The 26521-nt window shown below is 71.3% G+C and carries 23 protein-coding genes; 15 read left to right on the top strand and 8 right to left on the bottom strand.

The window, feature by feature from the left end; translation table 11 throughout:
• The first annotated feature begins 40 nt into the window (after positions 1-40).
• Both C8E83_RS18645 and C8E83_RS18640 read left to right on the top strand, forming a co-directional pair.
• Positions 41-1621 (top strand): APC family permease, encoded by a 1581-nt coding sequence (locus C8E83_RS18645; protein WP_121371566.1) that lies wholly within the window; start codon positions 41-43, stop codon positions 1619-1621.
• A 34-nt stretch (positions 1622-1655) separates the two neighbouring features.
• Positions 1656-2396, top strand: a complete 741-nt coding sequence (locus tag C8E83_RS18640) for an MBL fold metallo-hydrolase (protein ID WP_170160013.1) — start codon at positions 1656-1658, stop codon at positions 2394-2396.
• Between the two features lie 57 nt (positions 2397-2453).
• Here the strand turns inward: C8E83_RS18640 and C8E83_RS18635 are convergent, their stop codons facing one another.
• On the bottom strand, positions 2454-3518 hold the full coding sequence (locus tag C8E83_RS18635) for an agmatine deiminase family protein (RefSeq protein WP_121371564.1): 1065 nt from the start codon (positions 3516-3518) through the stop codon (positions 2454-2456).
• 104 nt (positions 3519-3622) lie between these two features.
• On the bottom strand, positions 3623-4672 hold the full coding sequence (locus C8E83_RS18630) for a nitrilase-related carbon-nitrogen hydrolase (protein WP_121372009.1): 1050 nt from the start codon (positions 4670-4672) through the stop codon (positions 3623-3625).
• 50 nt (positions 4673-4722) lie between these two features.
• Here C8E83_RS18630 and C8E83_RS18625 point away from each other — a divergent pair, with 50 nt between their 5' ends.
• Both C8E83_RS18625 and C8E83_RS18620 read left to right on the top strand, forming a co-directional pair.
• Positions 4723-5364, top strand: coding sequence for a TetR/AcrR family transcriptional regulator (locus C8E83_RS18625; RefSeq protein ID WP_121371563.1), 642 nt, complete (start codon positions 4723-4725; stop codon positions 5362-5364).
• A 144-nt stretch (positions 5365-5508) separates the two neighbouring features.
• A complete protein-coding gene (locus C8E83_RS18620) occupies positions 5509-7245 on the top strand; it encodes a GH25 family lysozyme (protein WP_121371562.1) in 1737 nt (578 codons plus the stop codon).
• Between the two features lie 82 nt (positions 7246-7327).
• Here the strand turns inward: C8E83_RS18620 and C8E83_RS18615 are convergent, their stop codons facing one another.
• Positions 7328-8218 (bottom strand): VOC family protein, encoded by an 891-nt coding sequence (locus C8E83_RS18615; protein ID WP_121371561.1) that lies wholly within the window; start codon positions 8216-8218, stop codon positions 7328-7330.
• A 129-nt stretch (positions 8219-8347) separates the two neighbouring features.
• Here C8E83_RS18615 and C8E83_RS18610 point away from each other — a divergent pair, with 129 nt between their 5' ends.
• From C8E83_RS18610 to C8E83_RS18595, 4 genes are all read left to right on the top strand, one after another.
• On the top strand, positions 8348-9214 hold the full coding sequence (locus C8E83_RS18610; protein WP_121371560.1) for an aldo/keto reductase: 867 nt from the start codon (positions 8348-8350) through the stop codon (positions 9212-9214).
• Positions 9215-9243: 29 nt separating this feature from the next.
• Positions 9244-10029, top strand: coding sequence for a hypothetical protein (locus C8E83_RS18605; RefSeq protein ID WP_147430250.1), 786 nt, complete (start codon positions 9244-9246; stop codon positions 10027-10029).
• A 177-nt stretch (positions 10030-10206) separates the two neighbouring features.
• Positions 10207-11091 (top strand): HAD family hydrolase, encoded by an 885-nt coding sequence (locus C8E83_RS18600; RefSeq protein ID WP_121371558.1) that lies wholly within the window; start codon positions 10207-10209, stop codon positions 11089-11091.
• Positions 11088-13595 carry a glycoside hydrolase family 65 protein gene (locus C8E83_RS18595; RefSeq protein WP_121371557.1) on the top strand — a complete coding sequence of 836 codons (2508 nt, stop codon included), beginning with the start codon at positions 11088-11090 and terminating at the stop codon, positions 13593-13595. The genes C8E83_RS18600 and C8E83_RS18595 overlap by 4 nt, the downstream gene beginning before the upstream one ends.
• 95 nt (positions 13596-13690) lie before the next feature.
• On the opposite strand, the gene C8E83_RS18590 is transcribed toward C8E83_RS18595, so the two are convergent.
• Positions 13691-14380: a FadR/GntR family transcriptional regulator gene (locus C8E83_RS18590; RefSeq protein ID WP_121372008.1), complete on the bottom strand. Its 690-nt coding sequence runs from the start codon at positions 14378-14380 to the stop codon at positions 13691-13693.
• Between the two features lie 11 nt (positions 14381-14391).
• Positions 14392-15168 (bottom strand): SDR family oxidoreductase, encoded by a 777-nt coding sequence (locus C8E83_RS18585; protein ID WP_121371556.1) that lies wholly within the window; start codon positions 15166-15168, stop codon positions 14392-14394.
• An 83-nt stretch (positions 15169-15251) separates the two neighbouring features.
• Between C8E83_RS18585 and C8E83_RS18580 the strand changes: the two genes are divergently transcribed.
• From C8E83_RS18580 to C8E83_RS18570, 3 genes are all read left to right on the top strand, one after another.
• Positions 15252-16055, top strand: a complete 804-nt coding sequence (locus C8E83_RS18580; protein ID WP_121371555.1) for an SDR family NAD(P)-dependent oxidoreductase — start codon at positions 15252-15254, stop codon at positions 16053-16055.
• Between the two features lie 151 nt (positions 16056-16206).
• Positions 16207-16881 carry a GntR family transcriptional regulator gene (locus C8E83_RS18575; RefSeq protein ID WP_121371554.1) on the top strand — a complete coding sequence of 225 codons (675 nt, stop codon included), beginning with the start codon at positions 16207-16209 and terminating at the stop codon, positions 16879-16881.
• Positions 16882-16963: 82 nt separating this feature from the next.
• Positions 16964-18202, top strand: a complete 1239-nt coding sequence (locus C8E83_RS18570; RefSeq protein ID WP_121371553.1) for an alpha-hydroxy acid oxidase — start codon at positions 16964-16966, stop codon at positions 18200-18202.
• Between the two features lie 95 nt (positions 18203-18297).
• On the opposite strand, the gene C8E83_RS18565 is transcribed toward C8E83_RS18570, so the two are convergent.
• The 3 genes from C8E83_RS18565 to rhaI are packed head-to-tail and all read right to left on the bottom strand — an operon-like array spanning position 18298 to position 23055.
• Positions 18298-19821, bottom strand: coding sequence for a rhamnulokinase (locus tag C8E83_RS18565; RefSeq protein WP_121371552.1), 1524 nt, complete (start codon positions 19819-19821; stop codon positions 18298-18300).
• Between the two features lie 9 nt (positions 19822-19830).
• Positions 19831-21882 (bottom strand): bifunctional aldolase/short-chain dehydrogenase, encoded by a 2052-nt coding sequence (locus C8E83_RS18560; RefSeq protein ID WP_121371551.1) that lies wholly within the window; start codon positions 21880-21882, stop codon positions 19831-19833.
• A gap of 6 nt (positions 21883-21888) precedes the next feature.
• A complete protein-coding gene (gene rhaI / locus C8E83_RS18555; RefSeq protein WP_121371550.1) occupies positions 21889-23055 on the bottom strand; it encodes an L-rhamnose isomerase in 1167 nt (388 codons plus the stop codon).
• A gap of 106 nt (positions 23056-23161) precedes the next feature.
• Here rhaI and C8E83_RS18550 point away from each other — a divergent pair, with 106 nt between their 5' ends.
• The 4 genes from C8E83_RS18550 (at position 23162) to C8E83_RS18535 (ending at position 26432) form a co-directional block, all read left to right on the top strand.
• Positions 23162-24172: a LacI family DNA-binding transcriptional regulator gene (locus C8E83_RS18550; protein ID WP_121371549.1), complete on the top strand. Its 1011-nt coding sequence runs from the start codon at positions 23162-23164 to the stop codon at positions 24170-24172.
• Positions 24173-24350: 178 nt separating this feature from the next.
• Positions 24351-25709 carry an RNA polymerase sigma factor gene (locus tag C8E83_RS18545; protein ID WP_121371548.1) on the top strand — a complete coding sequence of 453 codons (1359 nt, stop codon included), beginning with the start codon at positions 24351-24353 and terminating at the stop codon, positions 25707-25709.
• Positions 25706-26056, top strand: coding sequence for a YciI family protein (locus C8E83_RS18540; RefSeq protein WP_121371547.1), 351 nt, complete (start codon positions 25706-25708; stop codon positions 26054-26056). Before C8E83_RS18545 ends, C8E83_RS18540 begins: the two co-directional genes overlap by 4 nt.
• A gap of 40 nt (positions 26057-26096) precedes the next feature.
• On the top strand, positions 26097-26432 hold the full coding sequence (locus C8E83_RS18535) for a YciI family protein (protein ID WP_121371546.1): 336 nt from the start codon (positions 26097-26099) through the stop codon (positions 26430-26432).
• Positions 26433-26521: the final 89 nt, after the last annotated feature.

The following is a 26521-nucleotide window of genomic DNA, read 5'->3' as shown; positions in this document are numbered from 1 at the left end:
CGCCCCTCCCTTCCCGCATCGTTCAGAGGCACGGCACACCATGGCACTCGACATCTCCACCCCGAATCTCGCCCCGGCGGCAGCCGAGAGCAGCAAGCTGAAGAAGCACTTCGGCCGGTTCGACATCCTGTTCTTCCTGATCTGCACCATCGTCGGCGTCGACACGATCGCCTCGGTGGCGGCGTCGGGCGGCGAGGCCTTCACGTGGATGGTGGTGCTCGCGGTCGTGTTCTTCGTGCCGCAGGCGCTGCTCTTCGCAGAGTTGGGCAGCACGTTCCCGCAGGAGGGCGGGCCGTACATCTGGACCAGGATGGCGTTCGGCCACCTCGCCGGCGCGATCAACAACTTCCTCTACTGGGTGACGAACCCGGTGTGGCTCGGCGGCACGCTCGCCTCGGCCGCGGCGTACGCGCTGCAGGTGTTCTTCCACGCCGGCAAGGACTGGCCGACGGTGATGATCGGCGGCTACGCGTTCCCGTGGGCGTTCTACGTCATCACGATCCCGTTCATCTGGGTCGCCGTGCTCGCCGCGGTGCTCTCGTTCCGCGTCGGCAAGTGGATCACGACCGTCGGCGCCTTCGCGCGCTTCCTCCTGCTCGGCGTCTTCGTCGTCACCGTGATCGTCTACGGCGTCGAGCACGGGGTGCACGGGCTGGGCGCGGGATCCTTCACGCCGTCGTACGCGGGCTTCGTCGCCCTGGTCGGCGTGCTGCTGTTCAACTACGTGGGCTTCGAGCTGCCGAACAGCGCCGGCGAGGAGATGACCAACGCGAAGCGCGACGTGCCGTTCGCGATCCTGCGCTCCGCCGCGTTCTCGTTCGTGCTGTACGCGGTGCCGATCCTCGGGATCCTGCTGGTGATCCCGGTCGACAAGGTGACGAACCTCGGCGGTTTCGTCGACGCGATCCAGACCACGTTCTCGGTGTTCGGCGGAGCCTCGGGCACCGTCGGCGCCGCGGCGGCAGTTCTGTTCGTCGCCTGCGTGCTCACGTCGGGCGTCACGTGGATCATGGGCTCCGACCGCTCGCTCGCGGTGTCGGGCTACGACGGCGCCGCGCCGCGCTTCTTCGGCGTCATCGACGCGAAGCTCGGCACCCCGGTGCGCGTCAACATCTTCAGCGGCATCGTCTCGACCGTCGTGCTGGTGCTCGCCACCACGATCACCGAGGGCAACGCCTACAAGTTCTTCGGCGCGGTGCTTGGCGTGACGATCTCGACCACGCTGATCAGCTACCTGCTCATCTTCCCGTCGCTCTGGAAGCTCCGCCGCTCGCACCCCGACGTCGAGCGGCCGTTCCGCATGCCGTGGATGCGCGGCCTCACCGTCGTGCTCATGCTGCTGCTCGCCTTCACCGTCGTGCAGCTGATGGCGCCCGGCGCCTTCTACGACTGGTTCGGCGCCGACTTCCGCCCCGACGGCTGGAAGGCCTCCGAGGCCGGCCTCTACCTCCTCACCGAACTGGTGCCCGTGGTGGCGTTCATCGTGATCGGCGTGATCTTCTGGGCGCTCGGCACCAAGACGCGGCGCGAGAACCGGGCCCTGGCGCAGGAGCTCGACGACGCCGCAGCCGGGGTCGGCGTGGCGGCGTCTGCAGAGCCCGGCGGCCCCACCCCCGCGTGACCCGGCGTCCGACCGAGCCGACGCGAGCAGCCGCGTGACCCGGCGTCTCGTCGAGGTCTCGCCGGGAGTGCTCGTCGCCACGAGCCGTCGCGACACCACGACGTCGACCGTCGTGCGAGCGACGCCCGCGTCGAACGAGGTCCTGCTCGTCGACCCTGCCTGGGAGCCCGACGAGCTGGAGGCCCTCGCCGACGACCTCGACGAGCTGGGTCTGCAAGTCGTCGCCGGATTCTCGACACACGCGCACTTCGACCACGTGCTCTGGCACCCGCGCTTCGGGTCGCCGCCGCGGTGGGCCTCGGCCGAGACGGCTCGCCGCGCCACGTCGTCGCCGACGCGCGACGAGCTGCTCGGCGAGCTCGGGCCGTGGCCCGCGGAGCTGCTGCCTCTGGTCGGCGACGTCGCGCCGCTCCCCGGCCCTGGTCGCCTCCTGCCGTGGCAGGGCCAGCCCGTCGAAGTCGTGGTGCACGACGCCCACGTTCCCGGCCACGGGGCGCTGTGGCTGAGCGGCTCTCGGATCCTGCTGGCCGGTGACATGCTCAGCGACGTCGAGCCGCCGCTGCCCGCGACCGACGACCCGGCGGGATTCGCCGCGTACCTCGACGGCCTCGAGACCCTGCGCCCCTTCGTCGAGCAGGCGGCGCTCGTGATCCCGGGCCACGGCCACGTGGGGCAGGATCCGAAAGCCCGCCTGGCCGCCGATCTCCGCGCCCTCGACTCGCTCGCCCGAGGCCGGGGCCTGCCGCCCGGCGACACGCGCGTCGCCCCCGCCTGACTCGCGCGTTCCCGCCCGCCGCCGCGCGGCGGCCGCGGCGCGGCGCGGGGCAGAGCGCTACAGCGCGGGCTGCTGCTGCGTGATGCAGTGGATCCCGCCGCCGCGCGCGAAGATCGGCAGCGCGTCGACCGTCACGACCGAGCGCCCCGGATACACCGACGCCAGCACCGAGGCCGCCCGCGCATCGTCCTCGGCATCGCCGAAGCCGCACGCGATCACGCCGCCGTTGACGACGTAGTGGTTCACGTAGCTGTAGTCGACGAACCCGAGCTCGTCGCGCAGCTGTCGGGGAGCCGGCAGGTCCACGATCTCGAGCGGGGCACCCGACGCGGTCTCGGCCGACGAGAGCACCGAGCGCACCGCCTCCGAGACGGCGAAGTCGGGGTGCAAGGGATCCTGCTGCGCGTGCACCAGGACGACACCGGGCGACGGCATCGACGCCACCATGTCGACGTGGCCTCGGGTGCCGAACTCCTCGTAGTCGCGGGTGAGCCCCCGCGGCAGCCAGATGACCTTCCGCGCCCCGATCGTACGGGCGAGCTCGGCCTCGACCCGCTCGCGCGTCGCGTAGGGGTTCCGCCCGGCATCGAGCTGCACCGTCTCGGTGACGAGCACGGTCCCGTCACCGTCGGTGTGGATCGCACCGCCCTCGTTCACGAGCAGCGACGAGACGACCGACGCGCCCGCGAGCGCCCCGACCGTGCCGCCGATGAGGCCGTCGTGCTTCCACGACGCCCACTCCTGAGCGCCCCACCCGTTGAAGATCCAGTCGACGGCGCCCAAGCCCGAGTCCGCAGACCCCGATCCAGCAGGATGGCCGACACCCGCCCCGCGAGTCTCCCCCGCGACCGGCACGACGAACGTGGGCCCGATGTCGCGCATCCACGCGTCGTCGAGGGGCGCCACCTCGATCGTGACGGCCCCCGAGAGGTGACGCTTCGCATCCTGCACCGCCGACGGGTCGACGACGATCGTCACCGGCTCGAACTCGGCGACCGCGTTGGCGACGGCCGCCCAGGCCGTGCGGGCCTCCTCGGCCTCCGCCTCGGTGTCGCCGAGCGTGTAGCCGGCGGTCGGGAAGGCCATCCAGGTGCGCTCGTGCGTCTCGGTCTCGGCGGGCATGCGCCACGGCCCGGGCACGATGGCGCCCGAAGCGCCCGCGGCGGCCCCGCTTGCGCCCGAAGCACTCGCGGCAACCCCGCCCGCGCCCGCCGCATCCGCCCCGCTCACGCCCGCGCCACCTTCGACGCGGCGGCGTCCTCGACGCTCACGCCCGAGGCCTCGGCGATCGCCTCGTAGGCGCCGTATGAGTCGCGCTCGACGTCGACCGGCGCGGCCAGCGGCGCGTACGTGTCGGGCCGGCGGGTGACGAAGAACGGGAACAGCTTCAGCCACTCGTCGCGGGCCTGCACGTCGAGATCGGCGACGAGCACGGCCGACGCGTCGCGCGGCGCCTCGACCAGGACGCGGCCGAACGGGTCGGAGATGAACGACGACCCGTAGAAGGTGATGTCGCCCTCGTCGCCCCAGCGGTTCGGCACGACCATGAACAGGCCGGAGGTGATGCCGTTGCCGACGATCACGTGGCGCCAGATCGGCATCGTGTCGAAGTCGGGGAAGGTCGGCTCGGATCCGATCGCCGTCGGGTAGGCGAGCACCTCGGCGCCGCCGAGCCCGTACGACCGGGCGACCTCGGGGAACCACTCGTCCCAGCAGGTGGGCAGGCCGACGCGCGCGCCGAGACCCGACGGGTCGTACACGGGGTAGGCGTCGGTCGCGGGGCCGGGGCGGAAGAAGGTGTCTTCGTAGTAGCCGGCCGAGATCGGGATGTGCGTCTTGCGGGTGCGGCCGACGAGGGTCCCGTCGGGCGCCACGAGGATCGCCGTGTTGTAGCCGCGCGGGTCGTCGGGCTGGTCGTCGGCGGCGGGGCGCTCGTACAGGGAGGCGTGGACGAAGACGCCGTGCTCCTGCGCCTGGGCCGCCGCGAAGCGGAACGTGGGGCCGGTCTGGAGGTCTTCGGCCGTGTCTTTCGGCACGCCGACGGCCCGGGTGTCGCCGGGGTAGCGCGACAGGGTCAGCTCGGGCAGGAACACGACGCCGGCGCCGGCCGACGCCGCGTCGGCGATGCCCTCGGCGAGCTCTGCGAGGTGCGCGGAGGCGTCGGGCTGCCAGCGCATCTGGACGAGGGCGACGCGCAGCGGCGCGCGACGGGCGGGCTCGGCGCCGGACGCCGGTGCGAGCGGGGACGGAAGAGCAGGGGCCTCGATGATCTGCATGTTGTTGATCATATGATCAAATACCCGGCTGCACCACCTAGACTTTCGGCGTGACCACCGCCAAGCCCCGCACTCGCCTGAGCGCCGACGAGCGTCGCGCGCAGATCGTGGCGGCGGCACGGGCCATCGCCCTCGAGGAGGGGCTCGCCGGCGTCACCCTCCGCTCCGTCGCCTCGCGCCTCGGCGTCGCCTCGGGCCTAGTCGCCCACTACGAGCCCTCCATGGAGGCGCTCGTCGCACGGACATTCGCCGACATCGCGGCGCAGGAGCTGGCGGAGCTCACCTCGGCCCTCACCCCGCCCGCCGCATCACCCGGCACGGCCGCCGCCGCCCGCCGCACCCTCGCCCTGCTCCTGACCCTGCTGCTCGACCCGGCGAGGGACGCGGTGTCGAGTGTGTGGGCCGACGCCTGGAGCCTCGGCCGCCGCCTCCCCCTCGTCGCCGAGGCCGCGCGCGAGGGGATGGACAGATGGACGGCGGAGGCGACCCGGATCCTGCGCGAGGGCCATGCCGCGGGCGCGTGGTCGGTGCCCGACGTCGACCTCGTGGCGCTGCAGCTGTTCGCCCTCGTCGACAGCACGACGGCGTACGCCCTCGTGGGGTACAAGACGGAGGACGAACGGAGCGGTCTCGTGTTCGCGGCGCTCGAATCGGCGCTCGGCTTGGAAAACGGCGCCTTACGAAACCCTTGATTTTCCGGGCTTTCTTTGTGACTGGTGTGAATCGAGTGAATACTGGGACTCATTCGGGGGGTATGCACACCATTCGGGGCTTGTTAGCCTCGTGAAACGGTCGGGCGCTACTAGGGGTACGTCTGGCCTCTTTCAGGGAGACTCATGACCTCGTTCGTCCGTCGCGCCGCGATCTTCACGACGACCCTCGCCGTCGTCGCCGCAGGCGGTGTGGGGCTCGCCGCTGCGGCCCAGGCCGCCACCGATCCTTCCGCGGCGGCCACGGCTGCCGCGACCGCCACGCCGAGCGCGGCCGCCACGTCGGCCGCGACCGCATCGCCGAGCGCGAGCACGACCGCGGCGCCGACCGCGACCGCGTCCCCGTCGGCGACGTCCGGCAGCTCGTCCGGCGCCGGCGGAAGCTCCGCGACCGCAGGCCAGGACCCCTCCCTGGCCGTGCAGAACGCCAACGGCAACCACGCCATGGGGTCGACGATCCCCGCCGACGACTCCGCGTCGGGTGCCACGTCGCTGAAGCTCCACTCGCTGGCCACGGTGCAGGCGACCGCGCAGGCCGCGACGCCGTCGGGCCTCAAGGGCCTCGACGTGAGCGCGTACCAGCCGAGCGTCAACTGGTCGTCCGTCGCCGCCAACGGCGCCAAGTTCGCCTACATCAAGGCGACCGAGGGCACGACCTACACCAGCTCGACCTTCGCGTCGCAGTACAACGGCGCCTACGCCGCCGGCCTCAGCCGCGGCGCGTACGTCTTCGCGACGCCGAACACCTCGACCGGCGCCGCGCAGGCGACCTACTTCGTCAACCACGGCGGCAACTGGACCAACGACGGCCGCACGCTGCCCCCGCTGCTCGACATCGAGTACGGCTACAACGCCACCTGCTGGGGGCTGAGCCAGGCCGCGATGGTCGCCTGGATCAAGGACTTCTCGAACACGGTCCTCAAGCTCACGGGCATCCGCCCGGCGATCTACTCGACGACCGACTGGTGGTCGCAGTGCACGGGCAACAACAGCGGCTTCTCGCAGAACCCGCTCTTCATCGCGCACTACACGACCGCGTCGACGCCGGGCACGCTGCCGGCGAGCTGGAAGTCGTGGTCCGTATGGCAGTGGGCCGACTCGGGCGTGTTCCCCGGCGACCAGGACGTCTTCAACGGCACGATCGGCCAGCTGAAGTACTTCGCCCTCGGCACGACCGCCTCGAGTGTGCCCGTGGCGGGCGCGACGGCGTCGTCGACCCTCGCGGCCGGCGCGAAGCTCACCGCCGGCAAGTCCATGACCTCGTCGAACGGCCAGTTCACGCTGTCGATGCAGTCCGACGGCAACCTCGTGCTCTCCGGCAACGGCCACGTCATGTGGTACTCGCACACGAGCGGATCCGGCGCCTACCTCACGATGCAGGCCGACGGAAATCTCGTCATCTACTCGGCCACGGGCACGGCGCTCTGGAAGACGTCGACGACGGGCACGGGCGGCACGATGGTGCTCTCGTCGAGCGGTCAGCTGCAGGTGACGACCTCGAACGGCCAGGTGTGGACGAGCGGCTGGACCGGCACCTCGTACATCTCGAAGGGCACGAACCTCGTCGCGGGTCAGACGATCCACGACGTCAGCGGCCTCGTGCAGGGCATCATGCAGTCCGACGGCAACTTCGTGGTCTACATCAACCGCAAGGCCAAGTGGCAGAGCGGCACCGGCGGCAACCCCGGCTCTCGCCTCGACCTCCAGAGCGACGGCAACCTCGTGCTGTACAACAGCGCCGGGCGCGCGATCTGGACCTCGCGGTCGACGGGGGCGAACCCGATCCTGCAGACGCAGACCGACGGCAACATGGTGCTGACGGCCGGGGGCAAGGTGAAGTGGTACTCCCGCACCTCGGTCTAGAAGCCTGAGGCAGGATCCGACAGCTCGCGCGACCCCACGGTCTCGCGGGCTGTCGTCGTCCGTGGCGGCCCCGAAAACCTGTCTAGGCCACCCGCACCTCGAGCCGGTTGGCCCACGGGTCCTCGAACGAGAGCGTCCGACCGTCGTCGGCCGTCGCCACGCCGTGGTGGCGGAGCCGCTCGTCGAGCGCCCCCAGGTCGTCGGGGGTGGGGAGCTCGAGTCTCACGAGCCCCAGGCCGAGGGCGAGCTGGCGGCGGCCTGCTCCTGCGCTCTGCCAGGTGTTCATCGCCATGTGGTGGTGGTACTTGCCGGCGCTCACGAACAGGGCCTGCGGCCAGCTGTCGGCGGTCGTCTCGAAGCCGAGCTGGTCGACGTAGAAGCGGCGAGCGCTCGGCACGTCGCCGACCGAGAGGTGCACGTGGCCGACGGTCGCAGGAGCCGCCGCCGTGCCTTCGGGGCTCGCCGCGGCCTCGCCGAGGTGGTCGCGCAGGAAGGCGTTCGGGTCGAGGGCGAGCGTGGCCATGTCGATCTGACCGTGGGTCCAGCTCCACTCGGTGCGCTGGCGGTCCCAATAGAGCTCGATGCCGTTGCCCTCGGGGTCGGTGAAGTAGAACGCCTTCGAGACGAGGTGGTCGGCGCTGCCCGTGAACGAGCCCGGGTAGCGGGAGGCGACGCCGTAGACGGCCGAGGCGAGCGCACTCTCGGTCTCGAAGAGGATCGCCGTGTGGAAGAGCCCGGCCTCGCGAGGGCCTGCGTGCCTCAGCTCGGGCGCGTGCTCGAGGATCACGATCGGGGTCGCACCGCGGCCCAGGATGCTCGTGGCCGGCCTCCCGTCGCCACCCGGCTCGGCGGCGAGCACCGTGAGCGTGACGGCGTCGCGGTAGTACGCGGTCATCGCGTCGAGGTCGGCGACGCGCAGGGTGACCGCGCCCATGCGGGTGTCGGCGGCGAGGAGGTCGGCATTCGTGGACATGTCACCGATCCTACCTCCCATTGGTTGTACCTACAACTGTTTCGATGCCGTGACCTGGGAAGTCGGTCAGGCCGCCGCGCGTTAACTCGTCGTGTCGGCCCCACCGGCCGATCGACGGAAGGACCCCCGATGACTCTCGAAGCACTCCCCGCCCAGGCCGCAGGCACGTTCGACCTCGGCGGCGACCTCACGATCAACCGGCTCGGCTACGGCAGCATGCAGCTGACCGGCAAGGGCGTCTGGGGGCCGCCGCGCGACGAGCTGGAGGCGGTCCGCGTCCTTCGCCGCGCCGTCGAGCTCGGGGTCAACTTCATCGACACGGCCGACTCGTACGGCCCCGCCGTCGCCGAGCCGCTCATCGCCAAGGCGCTCAAGCCCTACGCCTCCGACCTCGTCATCGCGACGAAGGGCGGGCTCACCCGCTCCGGCCCCGACGACTGGCGCCCCGTCGGCCGCCCGGAGTACCTCCGGCAGCAGACCGAGATGAGCCTGCGCTGGCTCGGCGTCGACCGCATCGACCTCTACCAGCTGCACAGGATCGACGCGAAGGTCCCCCTGGCCGACCAGGTCGGCGAGCTGACGAAGCTGCAGCAGGAGGGCAAGATCCGCCACATCGGCCTCTCGGAGGTCTCGATCGACGAGGTGAAGGAGGCGCAGAAGACCGCGACGATCGTCTCGGTGCAGAACCTCTTCAATCTCACGAACCGGAAGTCGGAGGCTCTCCTCGACTGGTCGGCCGAACAGGGCATCGGGTTCATCCCGTGGTTCCCGCTGGCGACGGGGTCGCTCGCGGGCGAGGGCGGGCCGCTCGACGAGATCGCGAAGAAGAAGGGGGCGACGCCCTCGCAGCTCGCCCTCGCCTGGCTCCTGAAGCGCTCCCCGGTCATGCTGCCGATCCCCGGCACGTCGACGGTCGCGCACCTCGACGACAACATGCACGGCGCCGAGATCGAGCTGACCGACGACGAGTTCGCCGAGTTGAACGCCGTGGCGTAGCAGCACCCCGGGGCCGGTAGCCTTGCCTCGTGACCGATATGTCTTTGCGGCTGCCGACGACGAGGTTCCAGGCCGTTCTCGACCTCGGGCCCAAGACCGCCGCCGCCGTGCCGCCGCCGCAGAACCTCGGCAAGCCCGATCTCTTCGGCGACTGGGACGACGAGACCGAGCAGTCGAGCCTCGCCGTCGAGTTCGCCAGTGGCCAGGTGCACCTCGAGACCGTCGACGACGGAATCGACTACCACTTCCACACCGGCGACGGGGCCGAGGCCGACGGCAGCCCGTGGCCTGACGGCATCACCGAGCCGGTCGTGAGGTGGGCGTCGATCCTGCTCACCGAGTTCCATCGGCGCATGCCCGAGCTGCTCGAGGACCTCGAGGAGGCAGCGGCGTGGCACGACGAGGGCTACGCGCTGTACGTCTGCGAGGTCGAAGAGCCGACGCACCTCGACCTGCTCACCGTCGACATCGAGGGCGAGCTGCTGACCCTCCCCTGGCTCGGCTCCGGCCACGTCGACCACGAGCACATCGACGGCGACAACCACCCGATCGCGCTGCTCTGGTCGGCGACCAGCGAGACGCCCGACGTGCCCATCGCCGAGGCCCGCCTCGACCCGCGCACCGAGCTGCCCGTCACCACGGCGATCGCCGGCGTCGACTGGTCGCTCGTCGGCCTCCCGGCCGACGAGGTGCTCTCGTGGCTCGAGGGCATCTACCTCAACCACCACGTGCTCCCCGACGCGGTCGGCACTCTGCTGACGGCCGCTCTCGAGCGTATGGGCGGCGTCGACGGCACTGCCTCCGAGCAGCTCTAGACCCTCAGGGCGCAGGAGCACACGGCTGGCCCCCGACACGCATCACCTGTTCACTATCCCGAGGCCCGCCGAGCGTGTCAGACTTGTCGGTGGCGCGGTGTCTGCAGCAAGCGCCGACCCGTGCGATCACCGCCGCTTGCACCGTCCCCTCCCCTCCGTCGAAAGCGTCCAGGCCTGGTGTCCACTCCTTCTCCGAGCACGCGCGACCGAGACCGGCTCGCGCACACGAGAGCGCTCCTCTTCGACCTCGACGGCGTCCTCACGCCCACCGCCGAGGTGCACATGCGCGCCTGGGCGACGCTCTTCACTTCCTACCTGAGCGAGCACGCGCCCGACGCCGCGCCCTACACGGATGCCGACTACTTCGACCACGTCGATGGCAAGCCCCGCTACGACGGTGTGCGCTCGATGCTCGCCTCGCGCGGCATCACGCTGCCCGAGGGCGAGCCCTCCGACTCCCCCGACGCCGACACCGTCTGCGGTCTCGGCAACCGCAAGAACAGCGTGTTCGCCGCCGAGCTCGCCGAGAACGGCGTCGAGCCGTACCCGGGCTCCGTCGCGTTCCTCGACGCGGCGATCGCCCGCGGCTATGCCGTCGCCGTCGTGTCGTCGTCGCGCAACGCGGTTCCCGTGCTCACCGCGGCCGGGCTCCTCGACCGTTTCACCGTCGTCGTCGACGGCGAGGTGGCGGCGCGCGACGGCCTCGCCGGCAAGCCGGCACCCGACACGTATTTCGACGGCGCCCGGCTCCTGGGCTTCCCGGCCTCGCAGAGCGTCGTCGTCGAGGACGCCCAGTCGGGCGTGCAGGCGGGCCGCGCGGGCGACTTCGGCCTCGTGATCGGCGTCGACCGCGGCGTCGGAGCCGACACCCTGCTCGACAACGGCGCCGACTTCGTCGTCACCGACCTCGGCGAGCTCGTCGGCGATCTCCCAGCCGCCGTGAACGAAGATTCCTCGTCGGCCGACGGCCTCGGCGCAACAGACGGCAGCCCCGTCGCCGCGAGACTGGCAGACGGCACCACCAGCACCAGCACCTCCTCCACAGCACCGGAGCACTCATGAGCGTCATCACGTCCGACCCCCTCGACCGCAACCGCTACCCGGTCGACGAGTGGGCCCTCGTCGAGAAAGAGTTCGCGGCCGACGACCAGGGCGTCGCCGAGACCATCTTCGGCGTCGCGAACGGCTACCTCGGCATGCGCGGGAACCACGACGAGGGTCGCGGCTCCGCCTCCGACGGCACCTTCATCAACGGCTTCCACGAGACCTGGCAGATCCGTCACGCCGAGGAGGCGTTCGGTTTCGCCCGGGTCGGCCAGACCATCGTCAACGTGCCCGACGCGAAGGTCATCCGCCTCTACGTCGACGACGAGCCGTTCGTGCTCGCCGAGGCCGACCTGCTCGAGTACACCCGCCGCCTCGACTTCCGCGAGGGCTACCTGATCCGCGACATCGAGTGGCGCACGCCGTCCGGCAAGCGGGTGCAGATCACCAGCCGTCGCCTCGTGTCGTTCACCGACCGCCACCTCGCCGTCATCGAGTACGAGGTGACGATGCTGGATGCCGACGCGTCGCTCCTGCTGTCGTCGCAGATCCTGAACCGCCAGGACCTCGGCGACGAGTACCACGCCGGCATGCGGGCCGCGGCGACGTTCGACCCGCGCAAGGCCGAGTCGTTCACCGACCGGGTGCTGCAGCCCGTGATCAAGAGGAACGTCGGCACTCGCTACATCCTGGGCTATCGCACCACCATGTCGGGCATGACCGTCGCCGTCGGCGCCGAGCACGCGATCGAGACCGACAACGACTGGCAGGAGTCGTCGCAGATCGACGACGACATCGCCAAGCACGTCTACCGGGTCAAGGCGAAGCAGGGCGTGCCCGTGCGCTCCGTCAAGACCGTGAGCTACCACACGTCGCGCGGCGTGCCCCCGCGCGAGCTCGCCGACCGCTGCGACCGCACCCTCGACCGTGCGCGCGAGACGCCCGTCTCCGAGATCTTCGCTACGCAGCGGGAGTGGCTCGACGACTACTGGACGAGGGTCGACGTCTCGCTGTCGGGCCATCCGATCCTGCAGCAGGCCATCCGCTGGAACATGTTCCAGCTCGCCCAGTCGACCGCCCGCACCGACGGCGGCGGCGTCGCGGCGAAGGGAGTCTCGGGGTCCGGCTACGGCGGGCACTACTTCTGGGACACCGAGATCTACGTCATGCCGTTCCTCACCTACACGGCGCCGAACGTCGCGCGCAACGTGCTGCGGTTCCGCCACGGCATGCTCGACGCCGCGCGCGACCGCGCCACCGAGCTGAACCAGCGCGGTGCGCTCTTCCCCTGGCGCACCATCAACGGTCTCGAGTCGAGCGCGTACTACGCCGCCGGCACGGCTCAATACCACATCGACGCCGACATCACCCACGCGCTCACGCAGTACGTCGCCGCGACCGGCGACGACGACTTCCTCGCCCGCGGGGCCATCGACATCCTGGTCGAGACCGCCCGGCTGTGGGCCGACCTCGGCTTCTGGCGCTCGAACGGCGACCAGAAGTTCCACATCGACGGCGTCACCGGGCCCGACGAGTACACCACCGTCGTCGACGACAACCTCTACACGAACGTCATGGCCCGGGCGAACCTCTGGTCGGCCGTCCGCGCCTGCGAAGAGCTCATGGTGCAAGACCCCGTGGCCTACGACCGCATGGTCACCCGCCTCGGCCTGCAGGAGCACGAGATCCGCGGCTGGCGCGCCGCCGCCGACGCAATGGAGATCCCGTTCGACCCGCACCGCGGCATCCACCCCCAAGACGCGCAGTTCCTCGACAAGGAGCTGTGGGATCTCGACTCAACTCCGGCGTCGAAGCGCCCCCTGCTCCTGCACTACCACCCGCTGGTCATCTACCGGTTCCAGGTGCTCAAGCAGGCCGACGTCGTGCTCGCCCTCTTCCTCCAGGGCGACGAGTTCACCCCGGCCGAGAAGCGCCGCGACTTCGAGTACTACGACGCGCTGACGACCGGCGACTCGACGCTGTCGGCGGTCGTGCAGTCGATCATCGCGGCCGAGGTGGGTCACCACCGCCTCGCGCAGAGCTACTTCCTGTCGGCCCTCTTCGTCGACCTCGCGGACCTGCACAACAACACCTCCGACGGCGTGCACGTCGCGTCGACCGGCGGCATCTGGTCGGCGCTCGTCTACGGCTTCGGCGGCATGCGCGACCACGGCGGTCGCATCACCTTCAACCCGCGCCTGCCCTCCACCTGGGACGACCTCACCTTCCGCATGACGGTCCGCGGGTCACGCATGCGCGTCGACCTCACGCAGCACGACATCACCTTCACCATCGAGGAGGGCACCGAGGTCACGGTGCACGTCGCCCACGAGAGGGTCGAGGTGACCGCAGGAGCCCCGGTGACGGTCGCACTGCCGAACCAGGGCCCGCGACTCGAGACCCCGCCCCCGACGACCTCCGATCTGCGCGGCATGCTCCGCCCCGACGGCAGCGTCGTCACGGCGTCGATCCCGACGGTGTCGGTCGACCGCAGCGAGATCGACCTCGACCTGACGACGTAGAGGCGGCCCGCGGCTCTGAGAACCGCCCTCCGGCGGACGAACCTCCGCGCGCGGCGGTTCGTCCGCCGGAGGGCGGTTCTCTGTGCGAGGCGCCGTCAGGCGGTGCGGTCGACGATCTCGCGCATGAGACGAGCCGCCGCGTCGGCGTCGCGCGCCACGACGGCGGCGGCGACCGCGACGTGCAGCGCCACGTCGTACGGGTCGGCGGCGAGGGCCGGGCGCTCTCGCAGGGCCCGATCCTCGAGCGCCGCGTCGACGACGGCCGTGAGCCGGGCGAACAGGCCGTTGCCCGACGCGGCCAGGACGAGGGCGTGCAGTCGCCGGTCGGCGTCGAGGTACCCGGCGGGGTCGGATGCTTCGAGGTCTCGGGCTGCTCCTGCGACCTGATCGGCCTCGGTGTCGGTGCGTCGGAGCGCGGCGAGACGCGCGGCCTCGGGCTCGACGGCGGCGCGGAGCTGCCGCAGCTCGTCGAGCTGCCGCGGGCGGTCGGGTGAGTCGAGGCGCCATGCGATGACGGCGGGGTCGAGCACGTTCCAGTCGGTCGCCGGCAGCACGCGGAGCCCCACGCGGCGCCCGGCGCTCAGCAGGCCGAGCGACACGAGCACGCGGGTGGCCTCTCGGACGATGCTGCGCGAGGCGCCGGTCTCGGCGACGAGGGCGTCGACCGTGGTGACGGTGCCGGCGGGGAGGGCGCCTCTCACGATGCGGGGGCCGACCGTCTCGAGGACGCGCGCGAAGGCGCGGCCGCCGACGTCGGCTCCTACGGGGTTGCCGTGGGCGCTCACGCCGGCGCCGCTCACACCTGCGACAGCGGCGACACGACGAGCTCGTCGATGCGCACGTGGGGCGGCGAGTCGAGCACGAACTGCACGGTGCGGCCGATGTCGTCGGGCGTGAGCATGACGGCGCGCGCCGCCTCGTCGGGCACACTCGGCCGGAGTTCGAGGAACTCGGTGGCCACGTCGCCCGGGCACAGGTGCGTCGCGCGGATGCCGTGCCCCGCCTCCTGCGCGTTGAGCATGCGCGTCATCGCCCCGAGCGCGGTCTTCGAGGCGCTGTAGGCGACGCCGGAGTACGGCACGAACGACCACGCCGAGTACGACGAGATCACGACGACCGTGCCGCCGCGCTCGCGCAGCGACGGGAGCGCCGCGTCGATCGCCCGCATCGTTCCGCCGAGGTTCGTCGCGACGACCTCGTCGAAGCCGGCCATCGTCTGGTCGGCGAAGGCGCGACGCTTCGCGTTGAGCCCGGCGGCCGCGACCACGGCGTCGATTCGGCCCCAGGTGCGCAGGATCCGATCGCGTGCCACCTCGACGTCACCCGTCACCGCCGTGTCGCCCGGCACCACGAGCGCAGCGCCGCCCGCCGCCTCGATCTCGCCGGCCACGCCCTCGAGCCTGCCCTCGCGGCGGCCCATGAGTGCGACGCGCCAGCCGGCGCGGGCCGCCGCGAGGGCGCTGGCCCGCCCCATGCCCGAGCCTGCGCCCGTGACCCACACGACCCTCTCGTCGCCGGGCGCCCCCGCGCCGCCCTCCGCCGCAGGACCGCCAACCGCCCTGACCTCGCTCATCGCACCTTCCTCCCGCCGCCCCGCACGGGTAGGCTGACCCCAATAGTATGACTAATCGGGCTCCGCCCGGGAGGAGTGCGACGGTGCACATCGATCTGACCGACCGCGTGGTCGTCATCACCGGCGGCGGGCGCGGAATCGGCGCCGGCCTGGTCTCGCGATTCGCGGGCGAGGGTGCGCGGGTCGTCGCGCTCGATCTGGCGTTCGGCGAGGAGGGAACGAGTGGCGGCGCCGCGACGGGCGACGGGGTGCCGGTCGGCGATCGGATCCTGCGCCTCGACTGCGACGTCAGCGACCCGTCGTCGGTGGCCTCGGCCGTCGCCGCGATCGACGATCGCTTCGGCCGCATCGACGTGCTGGTCAACAACGCCGGCATCAACGTCGAGGGGCTGATCGACGACCTCGACTTCGCACGCTGGCAGAAGTGCTTCGACGTGAACGTCGGCGGCGTCTTCTTGATGAGTCAGGCCGTCGCGCCGATCATGAAGCGGCAGAAGTCCGGCCGCATCATCAACGCCGCCTCGTTTGCCGCGATCGTGCCCAGCATCGGCAGCGCCGCCTACGCCGCGTCCAAGGCCGCTGTCGTTCAGCTCACGCGCGTGCTCGCCGGCGAGCTCGGGCCGTGGGGCGTCACCGTCAACGCGTACGCGCCGGGCATGATCCCGACCGCGATGAACGGCTTCGCCGAGATGGCGCCGGATGCACAGGGTCGACTCCTCGACACACTCACCCTCCGCCGCTGGGAGACCCCCGACGACGTGGCCGACCTCATCACCTACCTGGCGAGCGATCAGGCGTCGTACATCACCGGGGCCCTCATCGACGTGTCGGGCGGGAAGCTGGCGACGCAGATACCGTCGCGGGCCTACGACGCCGCTCGCCTGTAGCCCCTGGCGCGAATTCGCGACCGAATCGCCGCCCCAGTCACACCCGTTACCGGCACTTAGCGGCTCGCGACCGGGATCGGTCGCGAAACCGGGCGGGGACGAGTCCGGAGGTGACCGATTGCCTGGCAATCTGCTAGATTGGCAGGCAATCATGGTCGAGAACAACGAGGTCGCCCGAGTGCCCGCCGCAGTGGCGGCAGCGCTGCGCTCCGAGGTGGTCTCGGCCCGGATCCTGCCCGGCGAGGCCGTGACCGAGGCCTCCGTGAGCGCCCGGTTCGAGGTGTCACGACCCACCGCCCGGCTGGCGATCGACCAGCTCGTGGCCGCGGGGCTCCTCCGCCGCGAGGCGAATCGCGGCGCCCGAGTGCCCGTGCTGAGCCGCGCCGACATCGTCGACCTGTACGACTCGCGCGCCCTGGTCGAATCCGCCGCTCTCGCGTCTCTCGCGCGCACCGGCGCCGTCCCGCCCGCGGCGGTGGCGCACAACCGCGCCCTCGAGTTGGCTCCCGACGAGGCCCCGTTCGCGGCCGACGACATCGCGTTCCACCGCGCCCTCGTCAGTGCCGCGGGCAGCCCTCGGCTCACCCGCATGCACGACGCGCTGATGGGCGAGATCGAGCTGTGCATCGGGCAGGTCGACGCGAACTCGCTGTGGCCGCCGAGCGATATCGCCGGGCAGCACTCGCTGATCCTGCGCGCCGTCGTCTCAGGAACGCCCGACGAGGCCGCACGGCTCGTGCGCGAGCACATCGAGACCTCCCGCGACCGCCTGCTCGACCACGTCGACCGGGCGACGCTCGCCGAGCACCACCGACCACGACCCTGACCCTCAGGCCGCCCAGACACCGGCCACCGAACTCGACCAGCCGGGCCGACCAGCCCCGGCCGACCCACACAGAAGGAATGCGATGACGCAGCGCCAGCTCCCCAAGCCCCAGGACATCTTCGAGTACCTCCAGTTCAAGAAGCCCGAGCTCGACGGCAAGAAGCGGCGCCTCGACGCCGCCCTCACCATCGAAGACCTGCGGTCGATCGCCAAGCGTCGCACCCCCAAGGCCGCGTTCGACTACACCGACGGCTCGGCCGAGAACGAGATCTCGATCCAGCGGGCGCGGCAGGCGTTCCGCGACGTCGAGTTCCACCCGCAGGTGCTGCGCGACGTGGCGAACGTCGACACCACGGCGACCGTCTTCGGGGCGACCTCGACCCTGCCGTTCGGCATCGCCCCGACCGGATTCACGCGCCTCATGCAGACCGAGGGCGAGATCGCGGGCGCGGGTGCTGCCGCCGCCGCCGGAATCCCGTTCTCGCTCTCGACCCTCGGCACGACCTCGATCGAGGGCGTCAAGGCCGAGAACCCGAACGGGCGCAACTGGTTCCAGCTCTACGTGATGCGCCAGCGCGAGATCTCCTACGGACTCGTCGAGAGGGCGGCGGCCGCAGGATTCGAGACCCTGCTGTTCACGGTCGACACCCCCGTCGCCGGCGCCCGGCTCCGCGACAAGCGCAACGGCTTCTCGATCCCGCCGCAGCTGACGCCCTCGACCGTCATCAACGCGCTTCCGCGGCCGTGGTGGTGGATCGACTTCCTCACCACCCCGAAGCTCGAGTTCGCCTCGCTGTCGTCGACCGGGGGCACCGTTGGCGAGCTCCTGGACGCCGCAATGGACCCGACGATCAGCTTCGACGACCTCAAGATCATCCGTGAGATGTGGCCGGGCAAGCTCGCGATCAAGGGCGTGCAGAGCGTCGACGACGCGAAGAAGTTCGCCGACCTGGGCGTCGACGGCATCGTGCTGTCGAACCACGGCGGCCGGCAGCTCGACCGTGCTCCGATCCCGTTCCACCTGCTGCCGTCCGTCGTTCGCGAGGTCGGCGGCGACGTCGACGTGATCGTCGACACCGGCATCATGAACGGCGCCGACATCGTCGCGTCCATCGCGCTCGGCGCCTCGTTCACGCTCGTCGGCCGCGCCTACCTGTACGGGCTGATGGCAGGGGGGCGCGCGGGCGTCGACCGCATGATCGCGATCCTGCAGGATCAGATCGTCCGCACGATGAAGCTCCTCGGCGCGCACTCGCTCGAGGAGCTCACGCCGGCGCACGTCACCCAGCTGGAGCGTCTGGCGCCGCGCCCCCGCGCGTAGCGGCACGCACACGCGACAAAACGCGACACCTGCGACGCTCTAGCACGTCGCAGGTGTCGCGTTTTGTCGCGCCGAGAACTGGCGCGCAGGCGCGGTCAGGCGCGCGCGGCAGCCGGCGACGGCTCGTACCGGCGCGGCGGGTACGCCGAGCGCACCAGTGCCCGCAGCGACTCCAGCGACGAGGAGCGCGGCACGAGCCCCGCGGCCCTCGCCTGGACGAGCACGTTGCCGATCGCCGTGGCCTCGACGGGGCCGACCAGCACTGTGCATCCGGTGCGGTCCGCGGTGAGGCGGCAGAGCAGGTCGTTCTGCGAGCCGCCTCCGACCACGTGGAGCGTGCGGATCCTGCGCCCTGAGAGCCGTGAGGCCTCGTCGAGGGCGGCGGCGTAGGCGGCGGCGAGCGACTCCAGGATGCTGCGCACGAACTCGGGGCGCGACTCGGGCGCCCTCAGCCCGTGCGAGGTGCACCACGCGGCGATGCGCGCGGGCATGTCGCCGGGCGCCGTGAACGAGTCGTCCGCGGCGTCGAAGACGGGCACCTCGGCGGTGACGTCGGCGGCGGCGGCGAGCAGCGACGCCAGGTCGGACGAGCGAGTGGCGTCGGTCCGGGTCGCGTCGCCGCCGCCCGCGTCTTGGGCGTCCCACGCGCGTATCGACTCCGACAGCAGCCACAGCCCCGAGATGTTCTTCAAGAACCGCACCCGGGAGTCGACACCGCCCTCGTTCGTGAACCCGGCGAGCCGCGCCTCCTCCGACACGATCGGCCGGTCGAGCTCGAGGCCGAGCAGCGACCACGTGCCGCTCGACAGGTACGCCGACTCGTCGTCGAGCAGCGGCGCGCCGACCACGGCCGACGCGGTGTCGTGCGATCCCACCGCGGTCACCGGAACGTCGCGCCCCACGCGCGAGGCCAGGGGTCGCAGCAGCCCGCCGACCGCCTCACCGGGCGGCACGAACGGCGCAAAGAGACCCGCCCGCACCCCCGCCGCGGCGAGGATCTCGGCGTCCCAGGCCTCCTCCCCCGCTGCGAGCATGCCCGTCGTCGACGCGTTGGTGAGCTCGGTGGCGTCCACGCCGGTCAGCCACCGCCCGATGAGGTCGGGGACGAGCAGCGCGCGGTCGGCGAGGTCGAGGGTGCCGGCGGCGCGGTCGGCGGCGAGCTGGAAGACCGTGTTGAAGGGGAGGTTGGCGATCCCGGTTCTGGCGTAGAGATCGGTCTCGGTGAGGCTCGAGAGCGAGACGCCGGCTCCGGCGCCGCCGCCCGCCGTCCGCTCGTCGCGGTAGTGGTACGGCAGCCCCACCAGCCGCCCCTGCCGCAGCAGCCCGTAGTCGACGGCCCACGAGTCGACGCCGATCGACGCCAGGTCGCCCGTGGCGCGCCCGGCGGCGGCGAGACCGTCGCCGATCGCCTGCCACAGCCCGAGGATGTCCCAGTGCAGCCCCTCGACGCCGCCCGCCTCGGGCACCGCGACGGGACGGTTCGGGAATCGCGCGACGTGCTGAAGGCGCAGCGTCGAGGGCCCCACCTGGCCCAGGATCACGCGACCGCTCGTCGCCCCCAGGTCGACGGCGGCGACGCTGCCGCCCGTCACGTGACCGCCCGTGGCGCTGCTCCCCATGCGCCGCCCCTAGCGCAGGAACGCGGCCGCGACGCCCGCGTCGACGGGGATGTGCAGCCCGGTCGTGTGCGACAGGTCGCTGCCGACGAGCACGAACACGGCGTTGGCGACGTTCTCGGGCAGCACCTCGCGCTTGAGCAGGGTGCGCTGGGCGTAGTACTCGCCGAGCTTCTCCTCCGGCACGCCGTAGACCGCCGCGCGCTTCGCACCCCAGCCGCCGGCGAAGATGCCGGAGCCGCGGACGACGCCGTCGGGGTTGATGCCGTTCACGCGGATCCCGTGCTCGCCGAGCTCGGCCGCGAGCAGCCGCACCTGGTGCGCCTGGTCGGCCTTCGTCGCCGAGTAGGCGATGTTGTTCGGGCCGGCGAAGACGGAGTTCTTCGACGAGATGTAGACGATGTCGCCGCCGAGCTGCTGGTCGATGAGGACCTTCGCTGCTGCTCGCGAGACGAGGAACGAGCCCTTCGCCATGACGTTGTGCTGGAGGTCCCAGTCGGCCTCGGTGGTCTCGAGCAGCGACTTCGACAGCGAGAGCCCGGCGTTATTGACCACGAGGTCGAGTCCGCCGAAGGCGAGCAGGGTCTCGTCGATCGCCGCCTGGATCTCGGTGGCGCTCGTGACGTTCGCGGCAATGCCGACGGCGACGTCGGTCGAGCCGAGCGACGCTGCCGCCTCCTGCGCCTTCGACGCGTCGAGGTCGGCGATCACCACGCACGCGCCCTCCTTCGCCAGGCGCGTGGCGATGGCCTTGCCGATGCCGCTCGCGGCACCGGTCACCAGGGCGATACGACCAGCGAGCGGCGCAGGCGCAGGTCGACGCGCGAGCTTCGCCTCCTCGAGCGCCCAGTACTCGATGCGGAACTTCTCCGACTCGTCGATCGGCGAGTACGTCGAGATCGCCTCGGCGCCGCGCATGACGTTGATCGCGTTGAGGTAGAACTCCCCCGCGACCCGCGCCGTCTGCTTGTCCGCCCCGTACGAGAACATCCCGACGCCCGGGATCAGCACGATCGCAGGATCAGCCCCCCGCATCGCCGGCGACTCCGGCGTCGCATACCGCTCGTAGTACGCCGCATAGTCGGCGCGATACTGCTCGTGCAGCTCATGCAGCCGCGCGACGGACTCCTCGACCGACGCCGTCGGCGGGAGGTCGAGCACCATCGGCTTGACCTTCGTGCGCAGGAAGTGGTCGGGGCAGGAGGTGCCGAGGGCGGCCAGCCGGTCGAGCGACTCGGAGGCGAGGAACTCAAGGATCCTGCTGTCGTCCGAGAAGTGCCCCACCTTCACGCCGTCGGTCGACACGAGGCCGCGCAGCACCGGTGCCAGGGCAGCCGCCCGCGCGCGACGGTCAGCCTCGGGAAGCGGGCCGAAGCCCTCGCGGGCGGCGCCGAACGGCTCGGCCGACCCGTGCTCGGCGATGTAGTCGGCGGCGGTGCGGATGATCCAGAGCGAGTTCTGCTCGGCCTCGTCGGAGGTGTCGCCCCACGCCGTGATGCCGTGGCCGCCGAGGATCGTTCCGATCGCGTCGGGGTGCGCCGCCTTGATGTCGGCGATGTCCTGCCCCAGCTGCCAGCCCGGTCGGCGCCACGGAACCCAGACGACCTTGTCGCCGAAGATGGTCGCCGTGAGCGCCTCGCCGTCGGCCGCGGTCGCGATCGCGATGCCGGAGTCGGGGTGCAGGTGGTCGACGTGCGCCGCGTCGACGAGGCCGTGCATCGCCGTGTCGATCGAGGGCGCCGCGCCGCCGGTGCCGAAGAGCGTGTAGTCGAAGGCGGCGACCATCTCGTCCTCGCGGTCGACGCCCGGATAGACGTTCGCGAGGGCGCGGAGCCGGTCGAGCCGCAGCACGGCGAGTCCCTTCGGCGTGAGAGTGCCGAGGTCGCCGCCGGAGCCCTTCACCCACAGCAGCTCGACCGGCTCACCCGTCACCGGGTCGGTCGCGGTGCCCTTCGCGGAGGTGTTGCCGCCCGCGTAGTTGGTGTTCGCGGGATCCTGCCCCAACCGGTTCGACCTCGCGATCAGGTCGTCGGCCGCGGTGGTCGTCGTGGTGGTCGTGCTCATCGGTGTCTATGCGCTCCAGCTCAGCTGCGTGCCGCCGACACGCTCGGCGGCGATCTTGCTCTGGTTGCCCGAGGCCAGGTAGGCGGCCATCGGGTCGGCGGGAAGTCCCCGCTCCTCACGCCACGACGCGAGGGCCGGGCGGACGTCGGTGTAGAAGGCGTCCATGAGGATCCCGTTCGCGCCGAGCACATCGTGGGCCTCCTGGGCGGCGGTGAGAGCCGGCCGGTCGACGAGGAGCGCGCGGGCGGTCATCTCCTGCACGTTGAGCACCGAGCGGATCTGGCCGGGGATCTTGTCCTCGACGTTGTGGCACTGGTCGAGCATGAACTGAACGGGCGAGTCGACCTCGAGGCCGCCGCCGCGGATCACCTCGACGATGATGCGGAACAGCTGGAACGGGTCGGCGGCGCCGACGATGAGGTCGTCGTCGGCGTAGAAGCGCGAGTTGAAGTCGAACGAGCCGAGCTTCCCGAGGCGCAGGAGCTGCATCACGATGAACTCGATGTTCGTCCCGGGCGCGTGGTGACCGGTGTCGAGGCAGGTGTAGGCGCGATCGCCGAGTGCCGAGACCTGCGCGAAGCTCGTGCCCCAGTCGGGAACGTCGGTGTGATAGAACGCCGGCTCGAAGAACTTGTACTCGAGAACGAGACGCTGCGTCTCGGAGACCTGCGAGTAGATCTCCTGGAGCGACTCCGCGAGGTGGTCCTGGCGGGCCCGCAGGTCGTCCTGCCCCGGGTAGTTGGTGCCGTCGGCGAGCCAGATCTTGAGGTCGCGCGACCCGATCTCGGTCATGATCTCGAGGCACTTCAGGTGGTGGTCGATCGCCTTCCGGCGCACCGCTGGGTCGGAGTGCGCCAGGCTGCCGAACTTGTAGACGTCGTCCTGGAAGGTGTTCGAGTTGACCGTGCCGAGCTTCACGTTGTGGTCTTCGGCGAAGCGCGACAAAGCGGCGAAGTCGTCGACCATGTCCCACGGGATGTGGAGCGCGACGGTCGGTGCGAGCGCCGTGTACTCGTTGACCTTCGCCGCATCGGCGATCTTCTCTTCGGGGGTGCGCGGCGTGCCCGGGGTGGTGAACACCTTGAACCTGGTGCCGGAGTTGCCGAAGGCCCAGCTGGGAAGCTCGATTGCCTGCCGCTCCAGGGCGGGCGCGATGTCGGCGAAAGTGGTCATGATGGTCCGTTCTCACAGCATTGTGAATCGTTTCAAGTCACGGTACTCGCGGTCGAGCGGAGACGTCAAGGCATAATGAGACGATTCCGGCCCCTGGGAGGCGTGCATGTCGAGCGTGAGCGTTCGCGACGTGGCCGCGCTCGCCGGGGTCTCCGTCGGCACCGTGTCGAACGTGCTCAACCGGCCCGACAAGGTCTCCGAGCAGGCGCTCGCCCGCGTCCACGACGCCATCGACCGGCTCGGCTTCGTCCGCAACGACGCCGCCCGCCAGCTCCGGGCCGGGCGCAGCCTCAACTTCGGGCTCATCGTGCTCGACGCCGGCAACCCCTTCTTCTCCGACCTGGCCCGCGGCGCGGAAGACCGCGCCGCCGACGACGGCCTCTCGGTGCTCCTCGGCAACTCCGGCGGCGACCGCACGCGCGAGTCCGGCTACCTCGACCTGTTCGAGAAGCAGCGCGTCTCGGGCGTGCTGCTGTCGCCGCTCGGCGACAGCGTCGCGCGCCTGCGGCAGCTGCGCGAGCGGGGCATCCCGTCGGTGCTCGTCGACCGCGCGGCCCCCGGCTCCCCGTTCTCGTCCGTCTCGGTCGACGACGTCTCCGGCGGCAGGATCGCGGCAGGCCACCTCCTCGACACCGGCCGCCGACGCCTCGCGTTCGTCGGGGGCCCCCACAGCATCCGTCAGGTGTCCGACCGACTCTCGGGCGCCCGGGAGGCGGTCGCCGCGGCCGGGGCGACGCTCGAGGTGATCCCCACGGCGGCCCTGACGGTTCTCGAGGGGCGCGCCGTCGGCGAGGCGCTCGCCGGGCGGCCCGAGGCCTCGCGACCGGATGCGGTGTTCTGCGCGAACGACCTCGTGGCGGTCGGGATGCTGCAGGGCCTCGGGATCCTGCAGGGGGTCCGCGTGCCCGCCGACATCGCGATCATCGGCTACGACGACATCGCGTTCGCGCAGTCGACCGTGGTGCCTCTGTCGAGCGTGCGTCAGCCGGCGCGCCTCATCGGCCGGACGGGGCTCGAGATCCTGCTGGCCGAGTCGTCGGTCGAGGCGCCGCTCGAGCCGCGCCACGTCGTGTACCAGCCCGAGCTCGTCGTGCGCGCGAGCACCGTGCCCGCCTAGCCCCTCTTACCCCTCGCAAAAACGACTCTCCGCACGCGAAATCACGTGTGCGGAGTCGTTTTTGGGAGGCACAGGAAAAAGTTCGGGAGGAGTGTCGATCTGCCACGATGGCGTTCGACGCTTGTGTGAGGGCCCGCCCGGGCCCGGGGCCGCGAGGCTCGCACAGGGAGGAGCCGTCATGGCCGACGAGCAGGGTGGCGCGGTGGCCGACGCCGCGCGCGACGCGGTCGCGACGACGTGGCGGGCCCAATCGGCCCGAATCGTGGCCGCCCTCGCGCATCTGACGCGCGACGTGCCGCTCGCCGAAGACCTCGCCCAGGAGGCCGTCGCCCAGGCGCTCGAGCAGTGGCCCCGCGACGGAATCCCCGAGAACCCGGCCGCGTGGCTCACGACGGTGGGGCGGCGGCGGGCGATCGACCTGTTCCGGCGCGGCGATGCGCTCGCCACGAGGTACGAGCTGATCGCGAGGGAGCCGGGGTTCGGGACGGTCTCGGATCCTGCCGCCCTGGTCGACGGAGGAGTCGACGACGACGTGCTGCGCCTGATCTTCGTGGCGTGCCACCCTGTGCTCGGCCGTGAGGCCCGCATCGCGCTCACGCTTCGCGTCGTCGCAGGCCTTCAGAGCGAGGAGATCGCGCGGGCGTTCGTCGTGCCGGTCGCGACGGTGCAGCAGCGCGTGGTCCGCGCGAAGAAGACCCTGCGAGCGGCGAAGGTGCCGTTCGAGACGCCCTCGGCCGGCGAGTTCGACACACGCCTCGCCGACGTGCTCGAGGTGATCTACCTCGTCTTCACCGAGGGCTACGCCGCCACCTCGGGCGACACGTGGGTGCGCGCCGACCTCGCGCGGGAGGCGATCCGGCTCGGGACGCTCGTCGCCCGACTCGTGCCCCGCGACGCCGAGACGCACGCGCTCGTCGCGCTCATGGAGCTGCAGGCGTCGCGGTTCGAGGCGCGGGTCGACGCGGAGGGTGACGCGATCCTGCTCGACGACCAGGACAGATCGCTGTGGGACGCCGCCGCCATCGCCCGAGGCCTCGGCTCGCTCGACCTCGCCGACTCGCTGATCGACTCGCGGGGCCGGGGCCCGTACGCACTGCAGGCGGCGATCGCCGCGTGCCATGCCAGGGCGCAGGAGCCGGCCGACACCGACTGGACCGAGGTCGTGGTGCTCTACGACGCCCTGCTCAACCTGCGTCCCTCGCCCGTGGTGGCGCTCAACCGCGCCGTCGCCGTCTCACGCTCCACGGGCCCGGCCACCGCCCTGCGCCTGGTCGACGCCATCGCCCGAGGCGGCCGACTGGACGACTACGCTCCGCTCCACGCCGTGCAGGGCGACCTGCTCGAGCGGCTCGGGCACGCGGCTCCTGCGGCCCGCGCCTTTCGGACGGCCGCGTCGCTGTCGGTCAACGAGCGCGAGCGGGCCGTGCTGCTGCGGCGGGCCGAGGAGCTGGACCCCGGGGGCGGCGCGCCTCCGCCCTCCGCGATCATGCCGCTGAACGACACGACGTCACCCCACGAGAAGGAGGAACCACGATGAAGTACCTGATCCTGATCCACAATGAGGCCGCGACGATCGAGAGCATCCCGGCCGATCTCATGGCCGAGTACACGCGGGTGCACGAGGCGGTGATCGCCGAGCTCATGGCCTCGGGCGAGTTCGTCGAGACCGACGAGCTCGAGGTGCCGACCGCCAAGCAGGTCCGCACCGACGAGTCCGGGGCCGTGACGATCGTCGACGGCCCGTACACGGAGGGCCGCGAGATCACCGGCGGCTACTACCAGGTCGACGTCGCCACCGAGCAGCGCGCCCTCGACATCGCCGCCCGCTTCGTCGAGGCGCGGTTCGCGCCCGTCGAGGTGCGCCGACTCGTCCACAACAACTGACCCGTCCACGCGTCCGCAATCCCACCAGGAAGGAACCATCATGCGCTACATGCTGTTCATCTGCGACGACCCCACCGCCCCCGAGTACGACCCGGCCCAGGACAACATCGAGGAGTGGATCGCCGACCTCGAGAAGCGCGGCGTGCACTCCGACGGCGACCGGCTCCGCCCGCCCGCCGAGGCGAAGACCGTGCGGGTGCGCGACGGCGAGACCGTCGTCACCGACGGGCCGTTCACCGAGTCTCGCGAGACGGTCGCCGGCTTCGACCTCATCGACGTCGAGACCCTCGACGAGGCGCTCGAGATCGCGGCCGCCCACCCGATGGCCCGCTTCGGGCGCGTCGAGGTGCGGGCCTTCTGGCCTTTCGAGGGCTAGCGGGGCTCCCGCAGATCTCCGCCATGCCCTGCGGACGACAAAACGCGACACCTGCGACGCTCCCGGGCGTCGCAGGTGTCGCGTTTTGT

The organism is Frondihabitans australicus, assembly GCF_003634555.1.
GTDB classification, from domain to species: domain Bacteria; phylum Actinomycetota; class Actinomycetes; order Actinomycetales; family Microbacteriaceae; genus Frondihabitans; species Frondihabitans australicus.
The sequence above is the reverse complement of the archived record's forward strand: the minus strand, read 5'-3'. Positions and strand labels throughout refer to the sequence as shown.

What these genes read in the sequence shown, in the direction of transcription:
- C8E83_RS18645 (WP_121371566.1), top strand. Translation starts at nt 41, where the DNA reads ATGGCACTCGACATCTCCACCCCGAATCTCGCCCCGGCGGCAGCCGAG.
- C8E83_RS18635 (WP_121371564.1), bottom strand. Translation starts at nt 3,518, where the DNA reads ATGCCCGCCGAGACCGAGACGCACGAGCGCACCTGGATGGCCTTCCCG.
- C8E83_RS18630 (WP_121372009.1), bottom strand. Translation starts at nt 4,672, where the DNA reads ATGCAGATCATCGAGGCCCCTGCTCTTCCGTCCCCGCTCGCACCGGCG.
- C8E83_RS18620 (WP_121371562.1), top strand. Translation starts at nt 5,509, where the DNA reads ATGACCTCGTTCGTCCGTCGCGCCGCGATCTTCACGACGACCCTCGCC.
- C8E83_RS18615 (WP_121371561.1), bottom strand. Translation starts at nt 8,218, where the DNA reads ATGTCCACGAATGCCGACCTCCTCGCCGCCGACACCCGCATGGGCGCG.
- C8E83_RS18610 (WP_121371560.1), top strand. Translation starts at nt 8,348, where the DNA reads ATGACTCTCGAAGCACTCCCCGCCCAGGCCGCAGGCACGTTCGACCTC.
- C8E83_RS18595 (WP_121371557.1), top strand. Translation starts at nt 11,088, where the DNA reads ATGAGCGTCATCACGTCCGACCCCCTCGACCGCAACCGCTACCCGGTC.
- C8E83_RS18585 (WP_121371556.1), bottom strand. Translation starts at nt 15,168, where the DNA reads ATGAGCGAGGTCAGGGCGGTTGGCGGTCCTGCGGCGGAGGGCGGCGCG.
- C8E83_RS18575 (WP_121371554.1), top strand. Translation starts at nt 16,207, where the DNA reads ATGGTCGAGAACAACGAGGTCGCCCGAGTGCCCGCCGCAGTGGCGGCA.
- C8E83_RS18570 (WP_121371553.1), top strand. Translation starts at nt 16,964, where the DNA reads ATGACGCAGCGCCAGCTCCCCAAGCCCCAGGACATCTTCGAGTACCTC.
- C8E83_RS18565 (WP_121371552.1), bottom strand. Translation starts at nt 19,821, where the DNA reads ATGGGGAGCAGCGCCACGGGCGGTCACGTGACGGGCGGCAGCGTCGCC.
- C8E83_RS18560 (WP_121371551.1), bottom strand. Translation starts at nt 21,882, where the DNA reads ATGAGCACGACCACCACGACGACCACCGCGGCCGACGACCTGATCGCG.
- rhaI (WP_121371550.1), bottom strand. Translation starts at nt 23,055, where the DNA reads ATGACCACTTTCGCCGACATCGCGCCCGCCCTGGAGCGGCAGGCAATC.
- C8E83_RS18550 (WP_121371549.1), top strand. Translation starts at nt 23,162, where the DNA reads ATGTCGAGCGTGAGCGTTCGCGACGTGGCCGCGCTCGCCGGGGTCTCC.
- C8E83_RS18545 (WP_121371548.1), top strand. Translation starts at nt 24,351, where the DNA reads ATGGCCGACGAGCAGGGTGGCGCGGTGGCCGACGCCGCGCGCGACGCG.
- C8E83_RS18540 (WP_121371547.1), top strand. Translation starts at nt 25,706, where the DNA reads ATGAAGTACCTGATCCTGATCCACAATGAGGCCGCGACGATCGAGAGC.
- C8E83_RS18535 (WP_121371546.1), top strand. Translation starts at nt 26,097, where the DNA reads ATGCGCTACATGCTGTTCATCTGCGACGACCCCACCGCCCCCGAGTAC.